The following is a 15,606-nucleotide window of genomic DNA, read 5'->3' as shown; positions in this document are numbered from 1 at the left end:
AAAATTGCTCTTATTATCAAAATACGGCTTATTATACCCATAAATATTTCTGCTAAAATCCTTTTAGCAATAAAAAGTTTATGAAAGGCTTGTTTTGCCAAAACAGACTTGGATCGTGGATCAAAAGGACCGCTTGGATACTTTTTTAAGCACTAAACTCCAAGTGGCTAAAAATCAAGTCCTCCAACTCATCAAAGCTGGTTGTGTGCGCCTCAATGGGGGGGCATGTAGTAAGGGGGGAGTGGGCGTAAAATTGGGAGATGTTTTGGAGATTTGGAGTATCCAGCCCCAAGAAAGCCAGCCTTTGAGCCTGCCACCCCTAGATTTGGAGATCATTTACGAAGATGAGGATATTTTGGTGATCAATAAACCCCCTCATTTGGTTGTTCATCATGCTAGCAGTGTCAAAGAGGCAACTTTGGTGGATTATTTGCAGGCTAGGGGCTATGCGCTCTCAACTCTGAGCGGGGCGTTGCGCTATGGGATCGTGCATCGTTTGGATAAAGACACAAGCGGGGTATTGGTGGTGGCTAAGAACAACGCCAGCCATGCGCATTTGGCAACCCAGCTGAAAAGCAAACAAATGGGGCGTTATTATTTGGCCATTCTCTCAGAACCTCTGAATAATCCGGTGAGTGTGGCATGCCATTTGGGCCGCCACCCCAACAACCGCTTGAAAATGACCAATTTAGATGCGCTCAGAACTCCCATTAGGGGTGGCAAAATGTCTAAAACCCATTTTGTGCCCTTAATCACAGGCACTAACCAGACCCAGCTCATTTGTGCCAAATTAGAAACCGGACGCACGCACCAAATCCGCGCGCACTTGGAAAGCCTGAATCGCCACATCGTGGGCGATCCACTATATGGGCAAAAAGATAGCTACGCAGGACGCATTTTATTGCACGCCTACTTGCTTTATGCCACCCACCCAAAAGATGGGCGCAAACTTCTTTTTAAAGCCAACATGCTAAAGGATATGCTACAATATTTAGAAAATCACTTTGAAGGGATGAGTTGGGATGGGTTGGAAAGCAGTATTGGTGACTTGTTTGGCAGTATTGCTGGTTAGTTGTGCACCTACAAGGAAGAATAATGTTCTCTCATTTTTTGGGAAAAAAGAAGAGACCCTTAATCCGAACTTACCTATTGTGCAGGGGATTAAAACCATCGATGATGTGCAGTCTGTGGGATTTGAATGGCAACCTGTGAGCAATCCGGGACTCATTGATGGGTTTGTGCTCTACCGCATGCAAGCCGATCAAAGCTTTAGGCGCGTGGCGATTGTGCGTAACCCGCTAGCCACGCATTACTATGATGATGGACTCACCCCCCAAACCCAATATTACTACCAAATTGCCACCATTGGCAAAAACGGTGGAATCTCGCGCGCCTCCGAAACAATTAGTGTCCGCACTTCCTTTATTAATCCGGTGGAGAGTGTTTTTGCTAGCCATGTCGAGCCCAAGGAGATCAAGGTTTTTTGGAGCCCGCACCCAAATCCAAGCATTGATAAATACATTATCCAGCGGGAGGGGAGCGATGGCAAATTTTCCAATATTGGGGTGGTGAAAAATAGACTGTATGTGGAGTATTTTGATAAGGATTTGCCCGATGGGAGCGCATATCGTTACCGCGTGATTGCCGAGAGTTTTGAAGGGGCTAAGTCTTTGCCCAGTGCTGTAGTAACAGGCAGGACAAAAGAGCCCCCAATAGGGGTAACTAGCGTGCAAGCCAGCAATAACCTCACGCGTAAAATCCAGCTGAGTTGGACTCCCTCTGATCAAAAAGATGTGGTGTCTTACCGCATTTATGCAGCTAATAAAATGGACGAACGCTTTAAAAACATCGCTGAAACCAATGATACCAGCTACTTAGATAATGTCGATGCAGATGGGGTACAGAGATTTTATAAAGTCGTGGCAGTGGATAAATACAATCTTGAAAGCGCGATGCCCACAACAGCAATTCAGGGCATGACATTGCCCCGCCCAGCCACACCCATGATCACAAAGGGCACAATTGAGGATGGGCAGGCTATCATCGAGTGGCAACCCATCCAAGATGGGCGGGTTAAGGGCTATGCTGTCTATCGCTTTGATGGCAATTCCAGTTCTAAGCCCTTGCGTTTTGGGGATATTACCAAGACTCGTTTTGTGGATAACAACATGGTGAGTGGGCAAAAATACCGCTACCAAGTGGTGAGCGTCGATGGAGCTGGCTTGGAGTCTAATCCGAGTAAAGAAGTGGAATTGCGCTTGGATCGCTAGTTGTGCATGCCGCACTTGTTTGCTTCTTTGGCTAAATTGCCTGATTTCCCCTTTGAGAGTGAGGGGTTTGTTTTCTTATACCGCGCTTGTAGTTTGAGAGATGCGCATCTGAGCGCGATTCGTGTCCAAAAGCAGGGACTCTATGGGCTCTATGATTTTTGTATCTTACAAATCAAACAAAAAGGGGGAGACTTATTCAAGGCGCAAAAATCTACACGCCCTCTCCCAGTGGGTGTCTTGCAAAAAGCCTTGCAAATTTTGGCGCGCTTTTGCAAGGTGTCTTATTCTAATTTGGGCACGCCTAGCCCATATTTTGAAAGCCCCTTTTTGATCCATTGGGATCGCTTTGCATTCCCCCAATCCTACCACCTAGAAATTGGTTTTGGTTCAGGGCGGCATTTGCTCAACAAAGCCCAAAAAAACCCACAAGAAACCTATATCGGAGTGGAGATTCACACCCCCTCTTTAGAGCAAGTCTTGCGCCAAATTGAACTTTTAGGGCTTAAAAATCTCTACCTGGCTCAAGCTGACGCGCGCGCGCTGTTAGAAATCTTGCCCTCAGGCTGTTTGGGCTTGGATGTGCATTTTCCCGTGCCTTGGAGCAAGAGCCCTAATCGGCGTGTGATGAATCCCCAGACCTTAGAGCACATGCGCGCAATTTTATGCAAAAATGCGTGGTTGTGGCTAAGGAGCGATGATAAACCCTATTTCCAACAGAGTTTGCAACTGGTTTTAAGCTTGCCTTGTTGTGATCTGCAAGTTTGCAAGAATATAGATCAAGATATGGTATTGAGCAAATACGAGGCGCGTTGGAGGCGGCAACAAAAAGATATTTGGGATTTAAAATTGCGCGTCTTAAACCCCATTAATCGCTCTTACCTGCCCTTTTCATTAGATGCACCCCTGCACTTTAAAGCACCCACCAAACAAGAACCTCTGCATTTGTGGCAACAAAAGGCGTGGATACAGGAGAATTGTTTTTTAAATATTCAAGATGTGTTAGAATATGAAAATTTGTGGTTATTGGTGTTGAGCTTGGGGGACTTGCTCACCCCCTTAAATAAAATGGTCGTTGTGGATCGCAAAAAGGGCACGATCGAGTATATCGGGGGCTTACCGCTCAATACAAAAGCCCACAGACAAGCGCACCAACATTTGCTAGAGATTTTGCAGGAGGAGAATTGTGGCTAGTATCATTGTGGCTAAAGATTTGTGTTTGGGGTATAAAAAAGATGAATGGGTGATCAGGGGGGCAAATCTGCGTATTGAACGTAAGGATTTTGTGTTTATCTCGGGGGCTAGTGGGAGCGGGAAGAGCACTTTATTGCGCTCGCTCTATGGGGATTTGCCCATGATGGGCGGGAGCTTAGAGGTGTGCAATATCAATGTCAATCGGGCTTCTAAGACCTTTATTAATGAGTTAAGACGCAATATTGGTGTGGTGTTCCAAGATTATAAGTTGATTGAGGAATGGACTGTGGAGCAAAATATTAAATTACCCATGACCATCAATGGCTATAAAAAAGATGAATGCAACATCCAAGCTGAAAAACTCTTAGCCCATGTGGATTTGCTCTACAAGTCTAACCGCTACCCGCTGGAACTTAGTGGGGGGGAGCAACAACGCGTGGCGATGGCGCGCGCGATTGCCCACAAGCCCTTTTTAATCTTAGCTGATGAGCCTACGGGTAACCTTGATGATTATTCAAGCGATATGATTTGGAGCTTGCTTAAAGGGGCTAACAAACAACTAGACATCACGATTGTGGTGGTGACGCATAGGATTCCCAGTAGTTTTAATATCCCTTACCGCAAAATTTACATCAAAGACGGGGAGATTCATGAATACACTTAAAGAACATTTGGGTTTTTTGTTGCCTTTAATGGCTTTGCTCTTTAGCTTGGAAAGCATTTTATTTATCAATCGTGCCGTCAATATTAGAGAAGAAAAGCTTTCTAAGAGCTACACAATCACCATTGCCAGCAAGCAAAAGCTCACACTGCCCTTTTTAAAGCAAAATATCAAAGAGAGTGCTATACTCACCCTCATTGATCCTGACATGCTTTTAGAAAAGCTCCAACAAAATTTAACCCAAACCAATATCACCAATATCAAAAAAAATCTCCCCTATTTTTACTCGCTCAAACTAGCCATCTTCCCCACCTCAGCACAACTCCAGCAAATCCACCAAAAGCTTTTAAAAATCCCGGGGGTGGAAAAAATCGAAGTCTTTAGCAAAACCCACGACCAAGAATACCGCCTACTACTCTTGCTCAAAAAAAGCATCATGGTTCTTGGCGTGCTTGTGGTGGCACTCTCAATCTTGCTCTTGATGAAGCAAGTGAGCGTGTGGAATTTGCAATATTCTAAGCGTATTGAGATCATGGAACTTTTGGGCGCACCCATGCGGATCAAAAACGGCTTTTTGTTCAAATTGGCTTTGGTGGATTCCATTTTGGCCAGCGCGGGGGTGCTGATCGGGAGTTTGTATTTATCCCTACAAGACAAATTCCAAGCGATCTTGCAAGCCCTAGAAATTAAGGGCGGTTTGTTTGTGTGGCAAGAAGATATGTTGATCTTTTTAGGCACTTCTATTGTGGTGTCCTTAATGTGTGTGTGGGTGGTTGTAATCCAAAGGAGAGTGGCATGAAAGCCTTAAGGCTTTTGGGTTTAATGGGTTTATTTAGCATGGGCTTGTTGGGCAATAAGGGGACAGGTTTAGAGGACATCAACCGCAATATCATGCTCAATCAAAATAAATTAGAGGAGACCACTCTAGAAAAAACCAAATTGAGCAACCATTTAACCAGCTTGGGCAATGCCATCAACCAAAAATACCAGCAAAGCCAAGAATTATCCCAACAAATCCAAGCCCTCCAAAGAAGCATTGAAAAAAACCAAGCACAAAACTTGCTCCAAGAAAAATCTCTCGAACAACACCGCTCCTTGCTAAATAGTTTAAAAAAGGATCGCCACCAAATCCAAGATGCCGTTACAAGCGTGTTGCTTAAAGATTTATTATTTGTCTTGATCTTGGAACAAGAGAGTTCGGCAAACCCGGAGGATTTGATCTTGCAAGAAATCTTCAAGCATGTTAATCAAGACTCCAAAATCAAATTAGCCGACTTGAATCTCAAAGAAGAGCAGATCAATAGCAAAATCACCCAAATCACCCAAAGTATCAACCAAATCAATAAAACCATCGGGGTACAAAAAGATCGCCAACACAATTTAGAAATCATGGTTTCAGAACAACAGAAGTTAATCGCAACTATGCGCGCTGAATTAGCCATTTATAACAAAAAATTAACTGCTTTAGACAAGGAACGCAAAGAACTCGATCAGCTCCTAGCCTCTTTAAATATTATCAAACGCAATAAAGAAAAAGAACTAGAAAGAGAACAGCAAAACAAGCAAAAAGCACCGCGTGCAATCGGGGGTATCCAAGCCCCTTTAGAGGTGCGGCAGGTGGCTAATTCTTACCGCGATATTGTTACTATCGCTTACAATGGTCCTAAGACCATCGCCCCCCTAGCTAATTATAAAATCGTGCAAAAATTTGGGCCTTACTTTGATCCGGTCTATAAACTCAAGGTCTTTAATGAATACATCACGCTTGTTTCTACAAAACCCAATGCGGTCGTGCGGAGTATCTTTGATGGGCGGGTGGTCTATGCTAAAGAAGTGCCGATCTTAAAAAAAGTGATCATCATTGAGCACAAGGGGGGCATGCACACGATTTATTCCCAGCTAGATAAAATCGCCCCCACGATCAAGCACGGCTTACGGGTGCAAAAGGGCTATGTGATCGGGCGTATCGATCAACGCCTAAGCTTTGAGGTTACCATAAAGGACAAACACATCGATCCTTTGGAGATCATCGCCCAAACACATTAAAAGTAACAAAGACATGCCGATCTCAAAACGAGCGTTTTGAAAGGAGAGTTCCATGTCAGTTGAAACCATTAATTTTACAAAACAACCTCATTTATTACAAGCAGTCCCGCAAGTCAGTTCGATCAACATGGAGGAGCATAGCGATTTACTACGGCCCATTGCCAATAAAGCAGATTTGAAAAAAGTAGAGAAGGCAGAACAAGATGCCAATAATGCCCTGTTGCTAGAGGAACAGGATTTGCAGAAACTGAGCAAGGAACTCAATAGAGAGATGAAGCGCATCCACTCTAATTTGGTCTTCAAATACAATGAGGAGATTGGGAGTTTGGTGGTGGTGGTTAAGGATAGTAAGGGTGAGCACATTATCCGCGAAATCCCACCTCAGGGGATGGTGCGCTTGATGGAGAAGATGCGCGACATTGTGGGGATTATTTTTGATAAAAAAGGCTAGGTGTCTTTGGAGTAGAAAATGGGTGTTGGGAAACTAAGTTCTTTAGGGATTGGGAGCAAGGTCTTAAATTACGATGTGATCGACAAGCTCAAGGCGGCTGATGAGAAGACCATGATCGCCCCTATTGACAAAAAAATGGAAAATAATATCCAAAAGCAAAAAGCTTTGGTAGAGATCAAAAGCCTCATTTCCGCCTTGGAGTCTCCCGTGCAAGCCTTGAGCGACTACTCCACCTACACGGCTAGAAATAGCCATGTGAGTGGAGATGCGCTTAAAGCAAGTGTCAGTCCGGGGATTCCGCTCCAAAATATCAAAGTTGACGTTGAAAGCTTGGCACAGGGGGATATTAACGAGGTGGGGACGCATTTTCGCTCCCGAGATGATGCCTTTAGCCAAGCCAATACCAAGTTGCACTTTTATACCAATGGCAAAAATTACACCATTGACATCAAGGCGGGCATGAGTTTGGGCGATGTGGCCCAAGCGATCACCGATGGAAGCGATGGGAATGCGATGGGGATCGTGATGAAAACTGGAGGGGACAAACCCTACCAGTTGATGATCAACTCCAAAAACACTGGAGCCAATAGCCGTCTCTTTTTTGGCACAAGCGTGGTTTCGCATTTGAGTAGCGATGCACCCATCACTCTAAGCCTAGCTAGCGCGCCTAGCCCTGATGGCAAGACTCCAGCCAAAGCCGAGCATGATTTTTTTGTCAAAGTTTATGATGCCAATAACAAGCTAGTAGAGATCCCCATTGCCCTTGATTTGAGCACCGCTACGCCTGTGCCTAAGAAAAATGAAGTCTTGCGTGCAGCCATCCAAAAGGCCCTGGAAGATAACCCCGATACAAAGTCCTTAGTGGATTCCGGTCAGCTCAATGTAGAAGTGGTTGATGATGGCAAATCGCTCATTATCAATGACAAACGCGGGTTAGAGGTAGCCGTTGGGGGGGCTAAGGCTGGGGAGTTGGGCTTTGTCCAAGATAAATCCGAGAGTGGTGATCTGTTTAAAGCCACCACAGGAATCAAGCAGGGCAAGATTGAGGGCACGATCCGCATCAATGATCACGACATCAATCTCGGGGCAATTACCTTGATAGGTAATTCTAGCACACAGAATGGGGAGGCAATTGTCAAAGCCATCAATGCCATTAAGGGCTTGCACGCTTCTATGGGAGCAGATGGTAAGTTGGTGCTCAATAGCGATAGCGGAGAGTTGCGCATAGCCGGGGTGGGACCTACCGGCAAGGCAGGTCTTAGGAATATTGGGCTCACAGAAGGGCTCACCCAAAACTACGCCCACACGCAAGGTCTCTTCGCACTTAAGAATCTCCAGAAGGCAGGCGATGCGAAATTCACCTACGATGGGGCGACCATCACCCGCCCCACTAACGAAGTCAATGATGTGATCAATGGTGTGTCTTTGAGCTTACTAGGCAAGACTGAGCCGGGCAAACCCGCTATTGTGAGCATCACTAGAGACAATAAAGCCATTGTCGATCATGTCAAAGAGTTTGTCAAAGCTTACAACGCCTTGATTCCCAAATTAGATGAGACCACCCGTTACGACCCCGATACTAGGATTGCCGGGATTTTTAATGGTGTGGGGGATATCCGCACGATCCGTTCCTCAATCAACAATGCCATCGCTTTTACACGCACCACTGAGAAGGGCGTGGATAGCTTGATGAAATATGGGATCATGTTTAATGAGAACGGGCAGTTGAGTCTAGATGAAAGCAAGCTGTCCAGTGCTCTTGGCACAGATCCTCAAGGTGTGCAAGACTTTTTCTATGGGTCTCAGGTAAAAAGCATGGGGGGCAAGGAGATTCACCAGGAGGGGATTTTTGAACGACTCGGTAAAGTTTTATCGCATTTAGTCGATGGTAGTAGTGCTAGCTTGAAAATATATGGAGACTCCTTAGAACAAGATGCTAAGGATTTGCGTCGTGACAAACAGAGCGCGATGGATTTGTTGAAAACTCGTTATGACATCATGGCGGAGCGTTTTGCCGCCTATGACGGGCAGATCTCCAAAGCCAACAAGTCATTTGATGCGGTGCAAATGATGATCGATCAAGCAGCAGCCAAAAAGAATTAGTGAGGATGAAGATGTTTAAGGCAAATGCGTATAATCTATACCAGCAAAACTCTGTGAGTGTGGAGTCTCCGGCTAAACTGATTGAGATGCTTTATGAGGGTATCTTGAAATTCGCTGCCCAGGCTAAAAGGCACATGGAAGCCGATGATATTGAAAAAAAGATTCTCTATATCAATAAGGTCGCCGATATTTTTACCGAACTCTTAAATGTCTTGGATTATGAGCGTGGGGGTGAAGTGGCTGTTTATCTAACCGGGCTTTACACCCACCAGATCAAAACCCTCACACAGGCCAATGTGGAGAATGATAGCACTAAAATCGATTTGGTGATGGGGGTTGCTAGGGGCTTGTTAGAGGCTTGGCGGGAGATCCATGCTCATGAATTGGGTCGATGAGCTCAAGATCGCGCTTTTAGAAAACAACACGCAAAAAGCTTTTAAGCTGGTTGAAGAGTGCCCGCTCCTCAAAGAGGGTTGTAGCGATTTGCCCACTTTAGAGACCGCTAAAGCCCTTATCAGCACGACCATTGAACGACTCCAAGAGGAGCAACAAACTTTGGGCGTGCAGATGCGCCAACTCAAGGTCGCCCAAAGATTTTTAGAGATTTCTACAGACTAAAAAGCCAAGTTTTGCCAGCCAGTGGCATTAAAACAAATAAGCATAACTAGCCACCCAGTAGAAACGCTCCGAGTAGAATCCTTTCCCCATGAGTGCTTTTGTCTTGCCAAAGGGGATTTTAACCCCTAACTCCACGCGGTGTCTTTGCTCAATGGTGCTCCCCACGCCCACATTAAAAACCCCGTTATAACCCATAAAAGAGCGGTTGCTATCTGAGCTGACCAAAGTGGGGGCACCTTGAAAATACCCAAACCCCAAACCCGCATAAGCTCCAAAATAATATTTGCCTATCTTGTAAAAATCGCTCACCACATCCATATTGAGGCTTAAAAAGGAATGCACGAGGGTATGGAACGCTGTGGGCTTTAAACCCATGATATAACTCAAATCCACACGCAAAGTGGCATACTTCACCAAATCGTATTGATAACCTGCCCTGATCCCCCACAAAAAAGAATTTGTCCAAGGACGTTTGGGCGCAATGGAAAGTCTATAGGTTTCAAAACCGCTCATCACACCCACAAAAATATGGCTTTTATGCTGGATTTTCTCGCTAGTAGCACCCAATAACCCCACACCCAGCAAGAGTCCGCATATCCGTTTTATCATTTGCGATCCTGATAGAATCGCTTTAACTTGTCATCTAAAGGAGCTAATAAGCGATAGAAAATTGGCACGACCAACAAGCTTAATGCCATAGACACCAATAGTCCCCCACTCATCGCAATACCTATAGGCGACTTCATCGCCGAGCCCTGCCCTACAGCCAAAGCCAAAGGCAACATCCCACACACCATCGCGATCGTGGTCATCAAAATGGGTCGTAAGCGCGACTCACCGGCCAAAATGATGGCTTCTTCAATGCCATGCCCTTCTTTACGCCGATCGTTAGCAATGTCAATGATGAGCGTGGCGTTCTTGCCCACCATGCCGATGAGCAAAATCAGCCCCATTAAAGAGAACATGCTCATGGGCTGATGCACGAGCCCTAGCGCAAAGAATGCCCCTGAGAAACTTAGAGGCATGGTAACCATGATGATCAGGGGCTCTAAGAGCGACTCATAAAGGGCGGCCAAGATCATGTAAATGAGAATAAAGGCAGTGGCGATCGCCACGCCAAAGGCCTCATTAGTTTCTTTGAGTTTGTCTGAGTCGCCTGTAAAGCGGAAAGCTGCCCCTTTAGCCAGCCATTGATCTTGGTGCTTTTGCACTTGGCTTAAGAGTTCGCCTAAATCCACCCCAGTAGCGGGGCGGGCAAGCACAGTAACACTCCTTTGGCGGTTGTAGCGAGTGATATTGGAGGGTACTTTACGCTCAACGACTTCAATCAGCCCATCTAAAAACATCAGTTTGCCATCTTTGTTTTTGATCTGTAGCCGCTTGATGTCATCCATATTGATTTTTTTATTGGAGGGGACACGGATCACAATGTCATATTCCTTGCCATCCTCTTTAAAGTAGCTCACCCGATTCTCCCCTGAGAAGGCGTTGCTCACCACGCTCGCAATGTCTTGGGCACTCACGCCGTATTTGGTTGTGGCTGCCCTTAAAACGCGTAATTGGTATTGGGTTTGATAATCTGAGGTGTTGGTGTGGTAGCCTGCTACCTTGCCCTTCATCTCAGGGCTTTCTAGCAAGAATTTTTGGAGATTTGCCACGCTTTCATCCACGAGCTTTTGCGTGGGGCCATAGACATAGACTTGAAACGCCGAATTATCCCCCCCACCAATCAAAGGCACTTCGGCTAGATTAATGGAGGCAATGTCTTTAGCCTCTGGGATGGCCCTTAATTTGTGACGCATCTCCTCCATAATCACAAATTGGCTTCTTTTGTGCCCTTTTTTGAGCTTGACATAGAATTTACCTTTAAAGGTGCTTTGGATATTGCCATAACCCACTTGCATGGAGTCAAACTCCACATCAGGGTCCTTTTCAATCACGGCTTGTAAAGCTTTCATTTTGGCCAGCATCGCTTTTAGACTAATGTCAGTTTGTGCTTTGACATAGACATAAAACATGCCCCGATCTTCTTTTAACATAAACTCCATGCCCAGCTTACCAGCCACGTGCACAGAGCTAGCAAAAATCCCCGCCACGGCTAATCCCACAATCAATTTATGGTTTAAAAGCCAGCTTAATAACTTGGCATAAGATTGCTCCATTTTTTGGAAAAAGGGTTCTGTGCGCTTGTAAAATTTAGATTGCTCGGTGGATACGATGATAGAGCTTAACATGGGGATCACTGTAACCACCACAAAATAAGAAATCACAATAGCTAGGGCAACCGTGATCCCAAAGCTTTGGAAAAAGCGCCCCACAATCCCGCTCATGTTGCCCACAGGAATAAAGACAGATAAAAGCATTGCCGAAATGGCAATGATTGCAAAGGCGATTTCATGCACGCCCTCATAGCTGGCGGTTCTTTTGTCCATGCCCGCTTCTAGCTTTTTGTGGATATTTTCAATCACCACAATCGCATCGTCTATGATGATCCCAATGGAGAGTGTGAGCGCAACCATGGTCAGCATATTCAAAGAAAAGCCCATCCACTGGATGAGCGCGAATGTCCCCATAATGGAGATGGGGATACTCATTGCGGATACAAAGGTGATGGATAGACTACGCAAAAAGAAAAAGACTACAGAGATCGCTAAAATCCCCCCCAATATCAAGTCAAACTTGACATCTTTAATGGAGTGGCGGGTGTAATCGGTGGTGTCTAAAAAGGGGCGCAACTCATAGCCCGGGCTCACTGCGCGCATGGCATCCATTTCTTGATACACCGCATCCACAATTTTGATCTCATTGGCTCCGGCAATCTTTTGCACCTCTAAAACGATACCTTGATCGTGCTTGTAACTAGCATAAGTGATGTCCGGATCAATGCCCTTTTCAATCGTGGCGATGTCGGCTAGGCGAACATGGTTACCAATTTGGATATTAGCCAATTCTTCAAGGGTATAGCTATTGCCATCCACCAAAATGGCGTAGTTTTTCTTAGGACCAGTGATCTTGCCCCCGTCCATTTCTAGGTTTTGGCTTTTTAGGGCGTTGTAAAGGTCGGTGTAGGTCAAGCCATATTTGTTCATCAAACTTGGGTCGGCATAAATCCTCACTTGCTTTTCTTCAAAACCTTGTAATTGCACCCCACCCACACCCTCGATCTTTTGCAACATGGGTTTGATGATGTTTTTAGCATGATCGTTGAGCTCGGCCGGAGTCTTGGTCTTGCTGGTTAAAAAGATCGAGAGAATCGCTTGCCCACTGGTATCGACCTTATCGATGGAAGGGCGGCGGATATTGGGATCACCAAAACTCACGGAGGAAACTTTGTTGATGATGTCATTGAGAGCTACCGTGATGGGCTTTTCAAGCACAAATTCCACGACCACAATACTAATATTGCGCGCACTATTGGAAGTAACCTTCTTGATCCCATCCACACCCATGACAGCTTCTTCAATCTTGTCGGTTACTTTACTCTCCACAATGTCCGCACTCGCCCCCGGGTAAGCGGTTTTCACCACGATAATGGGGAAGTCAATATTGGGGAAGAGCGCAACACTGATTTTTTTGAGTGCCATCGTGCCAAAGAAGACCACCATGCACGCAAACATTAAGGTTGTGATGGGTCTTTGGATCGCAAACTTATACACAAAAGCCCCCTATTGGATAAAGCCATCCCCAAAGATGCCGGGGACTAGGGGGCTGTTGGCAGGCAGTAGGGCTTCTGCATTCACCTTGCGGGTGCTGACATCAATCGTGGGGTAAATCTTAGTGATCTTGACTTCTTTTTTCTCAGGTTTGCCATCGATGCTATAGATGAATCTATCCCCCACTTTGACGACAGGCAAATATTTCGAGTCAAACTCTAGCACAATCTTTACCCGCTTGCTCACCAATCTAAAAAGTACGGTGCTATTCGCACTAGTCCCCTCCCCTAGCTCAATATTCTTGCTAGCGATCACCCCATCAAAAGGGGCTTTTAAAATGGTCTTTTCCACCACCGAGAGGGCATAGTCGCGATCGTATTCGAGTTTTTTATAATCTGCATAATATTTGTCTAGCGTATTCTTATCCACGGCACGCCCGATTTTTTGGTAACGCGCATATTGTTTTTGCGTAAAGTCATATTGCTGGGTGATTGAATCGGCTTGGGCTTTCTTGTCCCTGTTATAAAGGGTTAAGAGCACATCGCCTTTTTTGACATGAGAGCCTACATCTACATAAATGGCATCCACAATACCCGCTGAATCTAATTTTAGACTGGCATCTTTGAGCGCGACCACATTAAAAATCGCATAAACCTCTTTTGCTTGGAGCCCTACCATCAAGAATAGGGCAATGAATATTAATCGCATACTGAATCCCTTAGCGCACATAATCTTGGATATGATGCCCACTATAAAAAATGTAATTGGCTTTTTGCATTTCGTAGTTGTTGAGAGATTGGTTATAGATTACTTCGGCATCAAAGCGTGTCCTTAGAGCCCTCAAATAGGTAGTAAAATCAACCAAATTGGCATTGTATTTTTTCTTAATGCTCTCATAGGCGATATTGGCAGATTTTAAGCTGGCTTCAGAGCTACGGATGCGCGATCGTGCCATGTCTAAAGACTTGCGGTAAAGTTCCACATCCTTGACTTGTTCCATTTTTTTATACATCAGATTTTTTTCTTGCGCCATTTGGTTTAAGCGCAGGTATTGTTTTTGCAAATTCAAGCCAATATCATTCAAAATGTTCAAGGTTACTACGACCCCCACGGTGTTTTGCTGGTTAGGGAACAAGTTTCCAAATCGGTTATCACTCCCCCGTGCAAAGGCAGGTTTTTGGATATAATATTGCCAGTCGTCATTAACATCAACGGTTGGGTAATAGTTGAGTTGTTTGTTTTGGTAGTGAATCGCCGTAATCTGTTCTCTTAGGGCGCGCAGATCTGCTCGCTCTTTTAATGAGAGAGTGGGAGAAAGTAGAGTGGTTCTCTTTAGAGAGGGAATCTTGCTATTGGTCAGATACTCTAAGGTCAAGCGGTTTTGCTCAATATCAAATTCCATTTGGGTAATATCATTTTCGCTAAGAGCCCCCTGTGCCTTTGCGCTCTCTAAATTATCAGCCGTGGTTAATCCTTGCTCAAAGAGTTGTCTGGTGCGCTCAATATCAGAACGCAACTCAGCTAATTTCTTTTTGGAGGCGGCCAGCTGTGCCATGTTGTTGAAATATTGGTAATACTGCTGGACCACTTGCAAATAAATGCTTTGCTTGGTGTATTCCATATTGGCACTACTAGAGCGGTAACTGGCTGATTTTTCTTTGACATTATTAACATCGCTAAAGCCATTGAAGACATTGAGTTTTAGATTGGTGTTGAGTAATTGCATGTCGTATTCGGGATAAAAAGGCGTGTTTCTGTTGCGGTGGTTATAGGTGTAATTGCTACTCAAGGTGGGTAAAAACTTAGCCTTAGCAATGGCGTGGTTTTTGAGGGCTTGGCGCACTTGCAAGCGGGCTGCTTGGAGGGAATAGTTATTGTCCGCATTTTTGATTAAATCTGCTAAACCTAGTGCATGCCCTTGTGTATCGGCAAATTTGCGATCCTCCATATTTTCTAATTGTTTCATATTGGGGCCTAGATCATCTCCGGGGGGAGAATAGGTCTCTAATTCCAAACCCTGTAAATTCCAGCAAAAAGCCAATGCCAAACCGCCCTTAATCCATGAGAACCTCTTACTTTGGATTGGTAAAAAACGCAAAAAACCCACGACTAACTCCAATTTAAGCAACACACAAAAATGGGTGGTGTCCTTGGCGGGATTTGAACCCACGACCTTACGATTAGGAATCGTACGCTCTATCCAACTGAGCTACAAGGACCAATCCATCTAACAGAAAGCAACAACACCGGATTCTGAGTGTGATCCACACTCATCAAAAATCAGGCTTAAAGCTAAGCTACTTCTTCTTATTTACTTTGGGCTTCTTGTGCGTTGCCACCACATCTTTTAACAACTTACCGGGCTTGAACTTGGGGACCATTTTATCCGGTGTGCTATAGGTCTTATCGCTACCGGGCACCTTCCCGCTCTTGCCTTTTTGCAACGCCACTTCAAACTTGCCAAAACCTACCAGCTCCACACTCTCATGCGTGCCTAACACCTTTTCAATGGCTTTTACAAAACCATCTAACGCCTTTTCAGCGTCTTTTTTGCTCTCAAATTCACCCTCTTCCTTAAGTAAATCGACAAACTCCGCTTTTTTCATCTCAAAC

15 protein-coding genes and 1 tRNA gene are annotated in these 15,606 nt (G+C 45.1%); 10 read left to right on the top strand and 6 right to left on the bottom strand.

The window, feature by feature from the left end; genetic code table 11:
* Positions 1-94: 94 nt before the first annotated feature.
* Genes FNE76_RS03725 through FNE76_RS03680 form a run of 10 tightly spaced genes read left to right on the top strand, consistent with a single transcriptional unit; the run spans position 95 to position 9,340 of the window.
* Entirely contained in the window at positions 95-1,072 is a 978-nt protein-coding gene (locus FNE76_RS03725; protein WP_120947634.1) for an RluA family pseudouridine synthase, read from the top strand.
* Positions 1,023-2,270, top strand: a complete 1,248-nt coding sequence (locus FNE76_RS03720) for a fibronectin type III domain-containing protein (protein ID WP_185962983.1) — start codon at positions 1,023-1,025, stop codon at positions 2,268-2,270. The genes FNE76_RS03725 and FNE76_RS03720 overlap by 50 nt, the downstream gene beginning before the upstream one ends.
* Positions 2,271-2,276: 6 nt before the next feature.
* Positions 2,277-3,461, top strand: coding sequence for a class I SAM-dependent methyltransferase (locus FNE76_RS03715; protein ID WP_120947821.1), 1,185 nt, complete (start codon positions 2,277-2,279; stop codon positions 3,459-3,461).
* Positions 3,454-4,125: a cell division ATP-binding protein FtsE gene (locus tag FNE76_RS03710; protein ID WP_120947630.1), complete on the top strand. Its 672-nt coding sequence runs from the start codon at positions 3,454-3,456 to the stop codon at positions 4,123-4,125. Before FNE76_RS03715 ends, FNE76_RS03710 begins: the two co-directional genes overlap by 8 nt.
* Positions 4,112-4,921 (top strand): cell division FtsX domain-containing protein, encoded by an 810-nt coding sequence (locus FNE76_RS03705; protein ID WP_120947628.1) that lies wholly within the window; start codon positions 4,112-4,114, stop codon positions 4,919-4,921. The genes FNE76_RS03710 and FNE76_RS03705 overlap by 14 nt, the downstream gene beginning before the upstream one ends.
* Positions 4,918-6,168, top strand: coding sequence for a murein hydrolase activator EnvC family protein (locus FNE76_RS03700; protein ID WP_120947626.1), 1,251 nt, complete (start codon positions 4,918-4,920; stop codon positions 6,166-6,168). Before FNE76_RS03705 ends, FNE76_RS03700 begins: the two co-directional genes overlap by 4 nt.
* A 52-nt stretch (positions 6,169-6,220) precedes the next feature.
* A complete protein-coding gene (locus FNE76_RS03695; RefSeq protein WP_120947624.1) occupies positions 6,221-6,619 on the top strand; it encodes a flagellar protein FlaG in 399 nt (132 codons plus the stop codon).
* Positions 6,620-6,637: 18 nt separating this feature from the next.
* Positions 6,638-8,722, top strand: coding sequence for a flagellar filament capping protein FliD (fliD, locus tag FNE76_RS03690; protein WP_120947622.1), 2,085 nt, complete (start codon positions 6,638-6,640; stop codon positions 8,720-8,722).
* A gap of 11 nt (positions 8,723-8,733) precedes the next feature.
* On the top strand, positions 8,734-9,117 hold the full coding sequence (fliS, locus tag FNE76_RS03685; protein ID WP_006018226.1) for a flagellar export chaperone FliS: 384 nt from the start codon (positions 8,734-8,736) through the stop codon (positions 9,115-9,117).
* Complete coding sequence (locus tag FNE76_RS03680) at positions 9,095-9,340, top strand: hypothetical protein (RefSeq protein WP_235852349.1); 246 nt, start codon at positions 9,095-9,097, stop codon at positions 9,338-9,340. The genes fliS and FNE76_RS03680 overlap by 23 nt, the downstream gene beginning before the upstream one ends.
* Before the next feature lie 27 nt (positions 9,341-9,367).
* Here the strand turns inward: FNE76_RS03680 and FNE76_RS03675 are convergent, their stop codons facing one another.
* The 6 genes from FNE76_RS03675 to FNE76_RS03650 form a co-directional block, all read right to left on the bottom strand.
* Positions 9,368-9,949, bottom strand: a complete 582-nt coding sequence (locus tag FNE76_RS03675; RefSeq protein ID WP_120947618.1) for an outer membrane beta-barrel protein — start codon at positions 9,947-9,949, stop codon at positions 9,368-9,370.
* Positions 9,946-12,996 (bottom strand): efflux RND transporter permease subunit, encoded by a 3,051-nt coding sequence (locus FNE76_RS03670; RefSeq protein WP_120947616.1) that lies wholly within the window; start codon positions 12,994-12,996, stop codon positions 9,946-9,948. The genes FNE76_RS03675 and FNE76_RS03670 overlap by 4 nt, the downstream gene beginning before the upstream one ends.
* A gap of 9 nt (positions 12,997-13,005) precedes the next feature.
* A complete protein-coding gene (locus FNE76_RS03665; protein WP_120947614.1) occupies positions 13,006-13,701 on the bottom strand; it encodes an efflux RND transporter periplasmic adaptor subunit in 696 nt (231 codons plus the stop codon).
* A gap of 10 nt (positions 13,702-13,711) precedes the next feature.
* Positions 13,712-14,959 carry a TolC family protein gene (locus FNE76_RS03660; RefSeq protein ID WP_120947820.1) on the bottom strand — a complete coding sequence of 416 codons (1,248 nt, stop codon included), beginning with the start codon at positions 14,957-14,959 and terminating at the stop codon, positions 13,712-13,714.
* A gap of 176 nt (positions 14,960-15,135) precedes the next feature.
* A tRNA-Arg gene (locus FNE76_RS03655) sits at positions 15,136-15,212 on the bottom strand.
* A 78-nt stretch (positions 15,213-15,290) separates the two neighbouring features.
* Positions 15,291-15,599, bottom strand: coding sequence for an HU family DNA-binding protein (locus tag FNE76_RS03650; protein ID WP_120947612.1), 309 nt, complete (start codon positions 15,597-15,599; stop codon positions 15,291-15,293).
* Positions 15,600-15,606: the final 7 nt, after the last annotated feature.

The organism is Helicobacter mehlei, assembly GCF_007280785.1.
In the GTDB taxonomy this organism is placed as follows: Bacteria; Campylobacterota; Campylobacteria; order Campylobacterales; family Helicobacteraceae; genus Helicobacter; species Helicobacter mehlei.
This window is presented reverse-complemented; position numbering and strand designations above follow the sequence as displayed.

Excerpts from the sequence above, each read along its gene's own strand:
- FNE76_RS03695 (WP_120947624.1), top strand. The coding sequence starts at position 6,221 with ATGTCAGTTGAAACCATTAATTTTACAAAACAACCTCATTTATTACAA.
- FNE76_RS03720 (WP_185962983.1), top strand. The coding sequence starts at position 1,023 with ATGGGTTGGAAAGCAGTATTGGTGACTTGTTTGGCAGTATTGCTGGTT.
- FNE76_RS03705 (WP_120947628.1), top strand. The coding sequence starts at position 4,112 with ATGAATACACTTAAAGAACATTTGGGTTTTTTGTTGCCTTTAATGGCT.
- fliS (WP_006018226.1), top strand. The coding sequence starts at position 8,734 with ATGTTTAAGGCAAATGCGTATAATCTATACCAGCAAAACTCTGTGAGT.
- FNE76_RS03650 (WP_120947612.1), bottom strand. The coding sequence starts at position 15,599 with ATGAAAAAAGCGGAGTTTGTCGATTTACTTAAGGAAGAGGGTGAATTT.
- FNE76_RS03665 (WP_120947614.1), bottom strand. The coding sequence starts at position 13,701 with ATGCGATTAATATTCATTGCCCTATTCTTGATGGTAGGGCTCCAAGCA.
- FNE76_RS03680 (WP_235852349.1), top strand. The coding sequence starts at position 9,095 with ATGCTCATGAATTGGGTCGATGAGCTCAAGATCGCGCTTTTAGAAAAC.
- FNE76_RS03700 (WP_120947626.1), top strand. The coding sequence starts at position 4,918 with ATGAAAGCCTTAAGGCTTTTGGGTTTAATGGGTTTATTTAGCATGGGC.
- FNE76_RS03715 (WP_120947821.1), top strand. The coding sequence starts at position 2,277 with ATGCCGCACTTGTTTGCTTCTTTGGCTAAATTGCCTGATTTCCCCTTT.
- FNE76_RS03675 (WP_120947618.1), bottom strand. The coding sequence starts at position 9,949 with ATGATAAAACGGATATGCGGACTCTTGCTGGGTGTGGGGTTATTGGGT.
- FNE76_RS03660 (WP_120947820.1), bottom strand. The coding sequence starts at position 14,959 with ATGAAACAATTAGAAAATATGGAGGATCGCAAATTTGCCGATACACAA.
- fliD (WP_120947622.1), top strand. The coding sequence starts at position 6,638 with ATGGGTGTTGGGAAACTAAGTTCTTTAGGGATTGGGAGCAAGGTCTTA.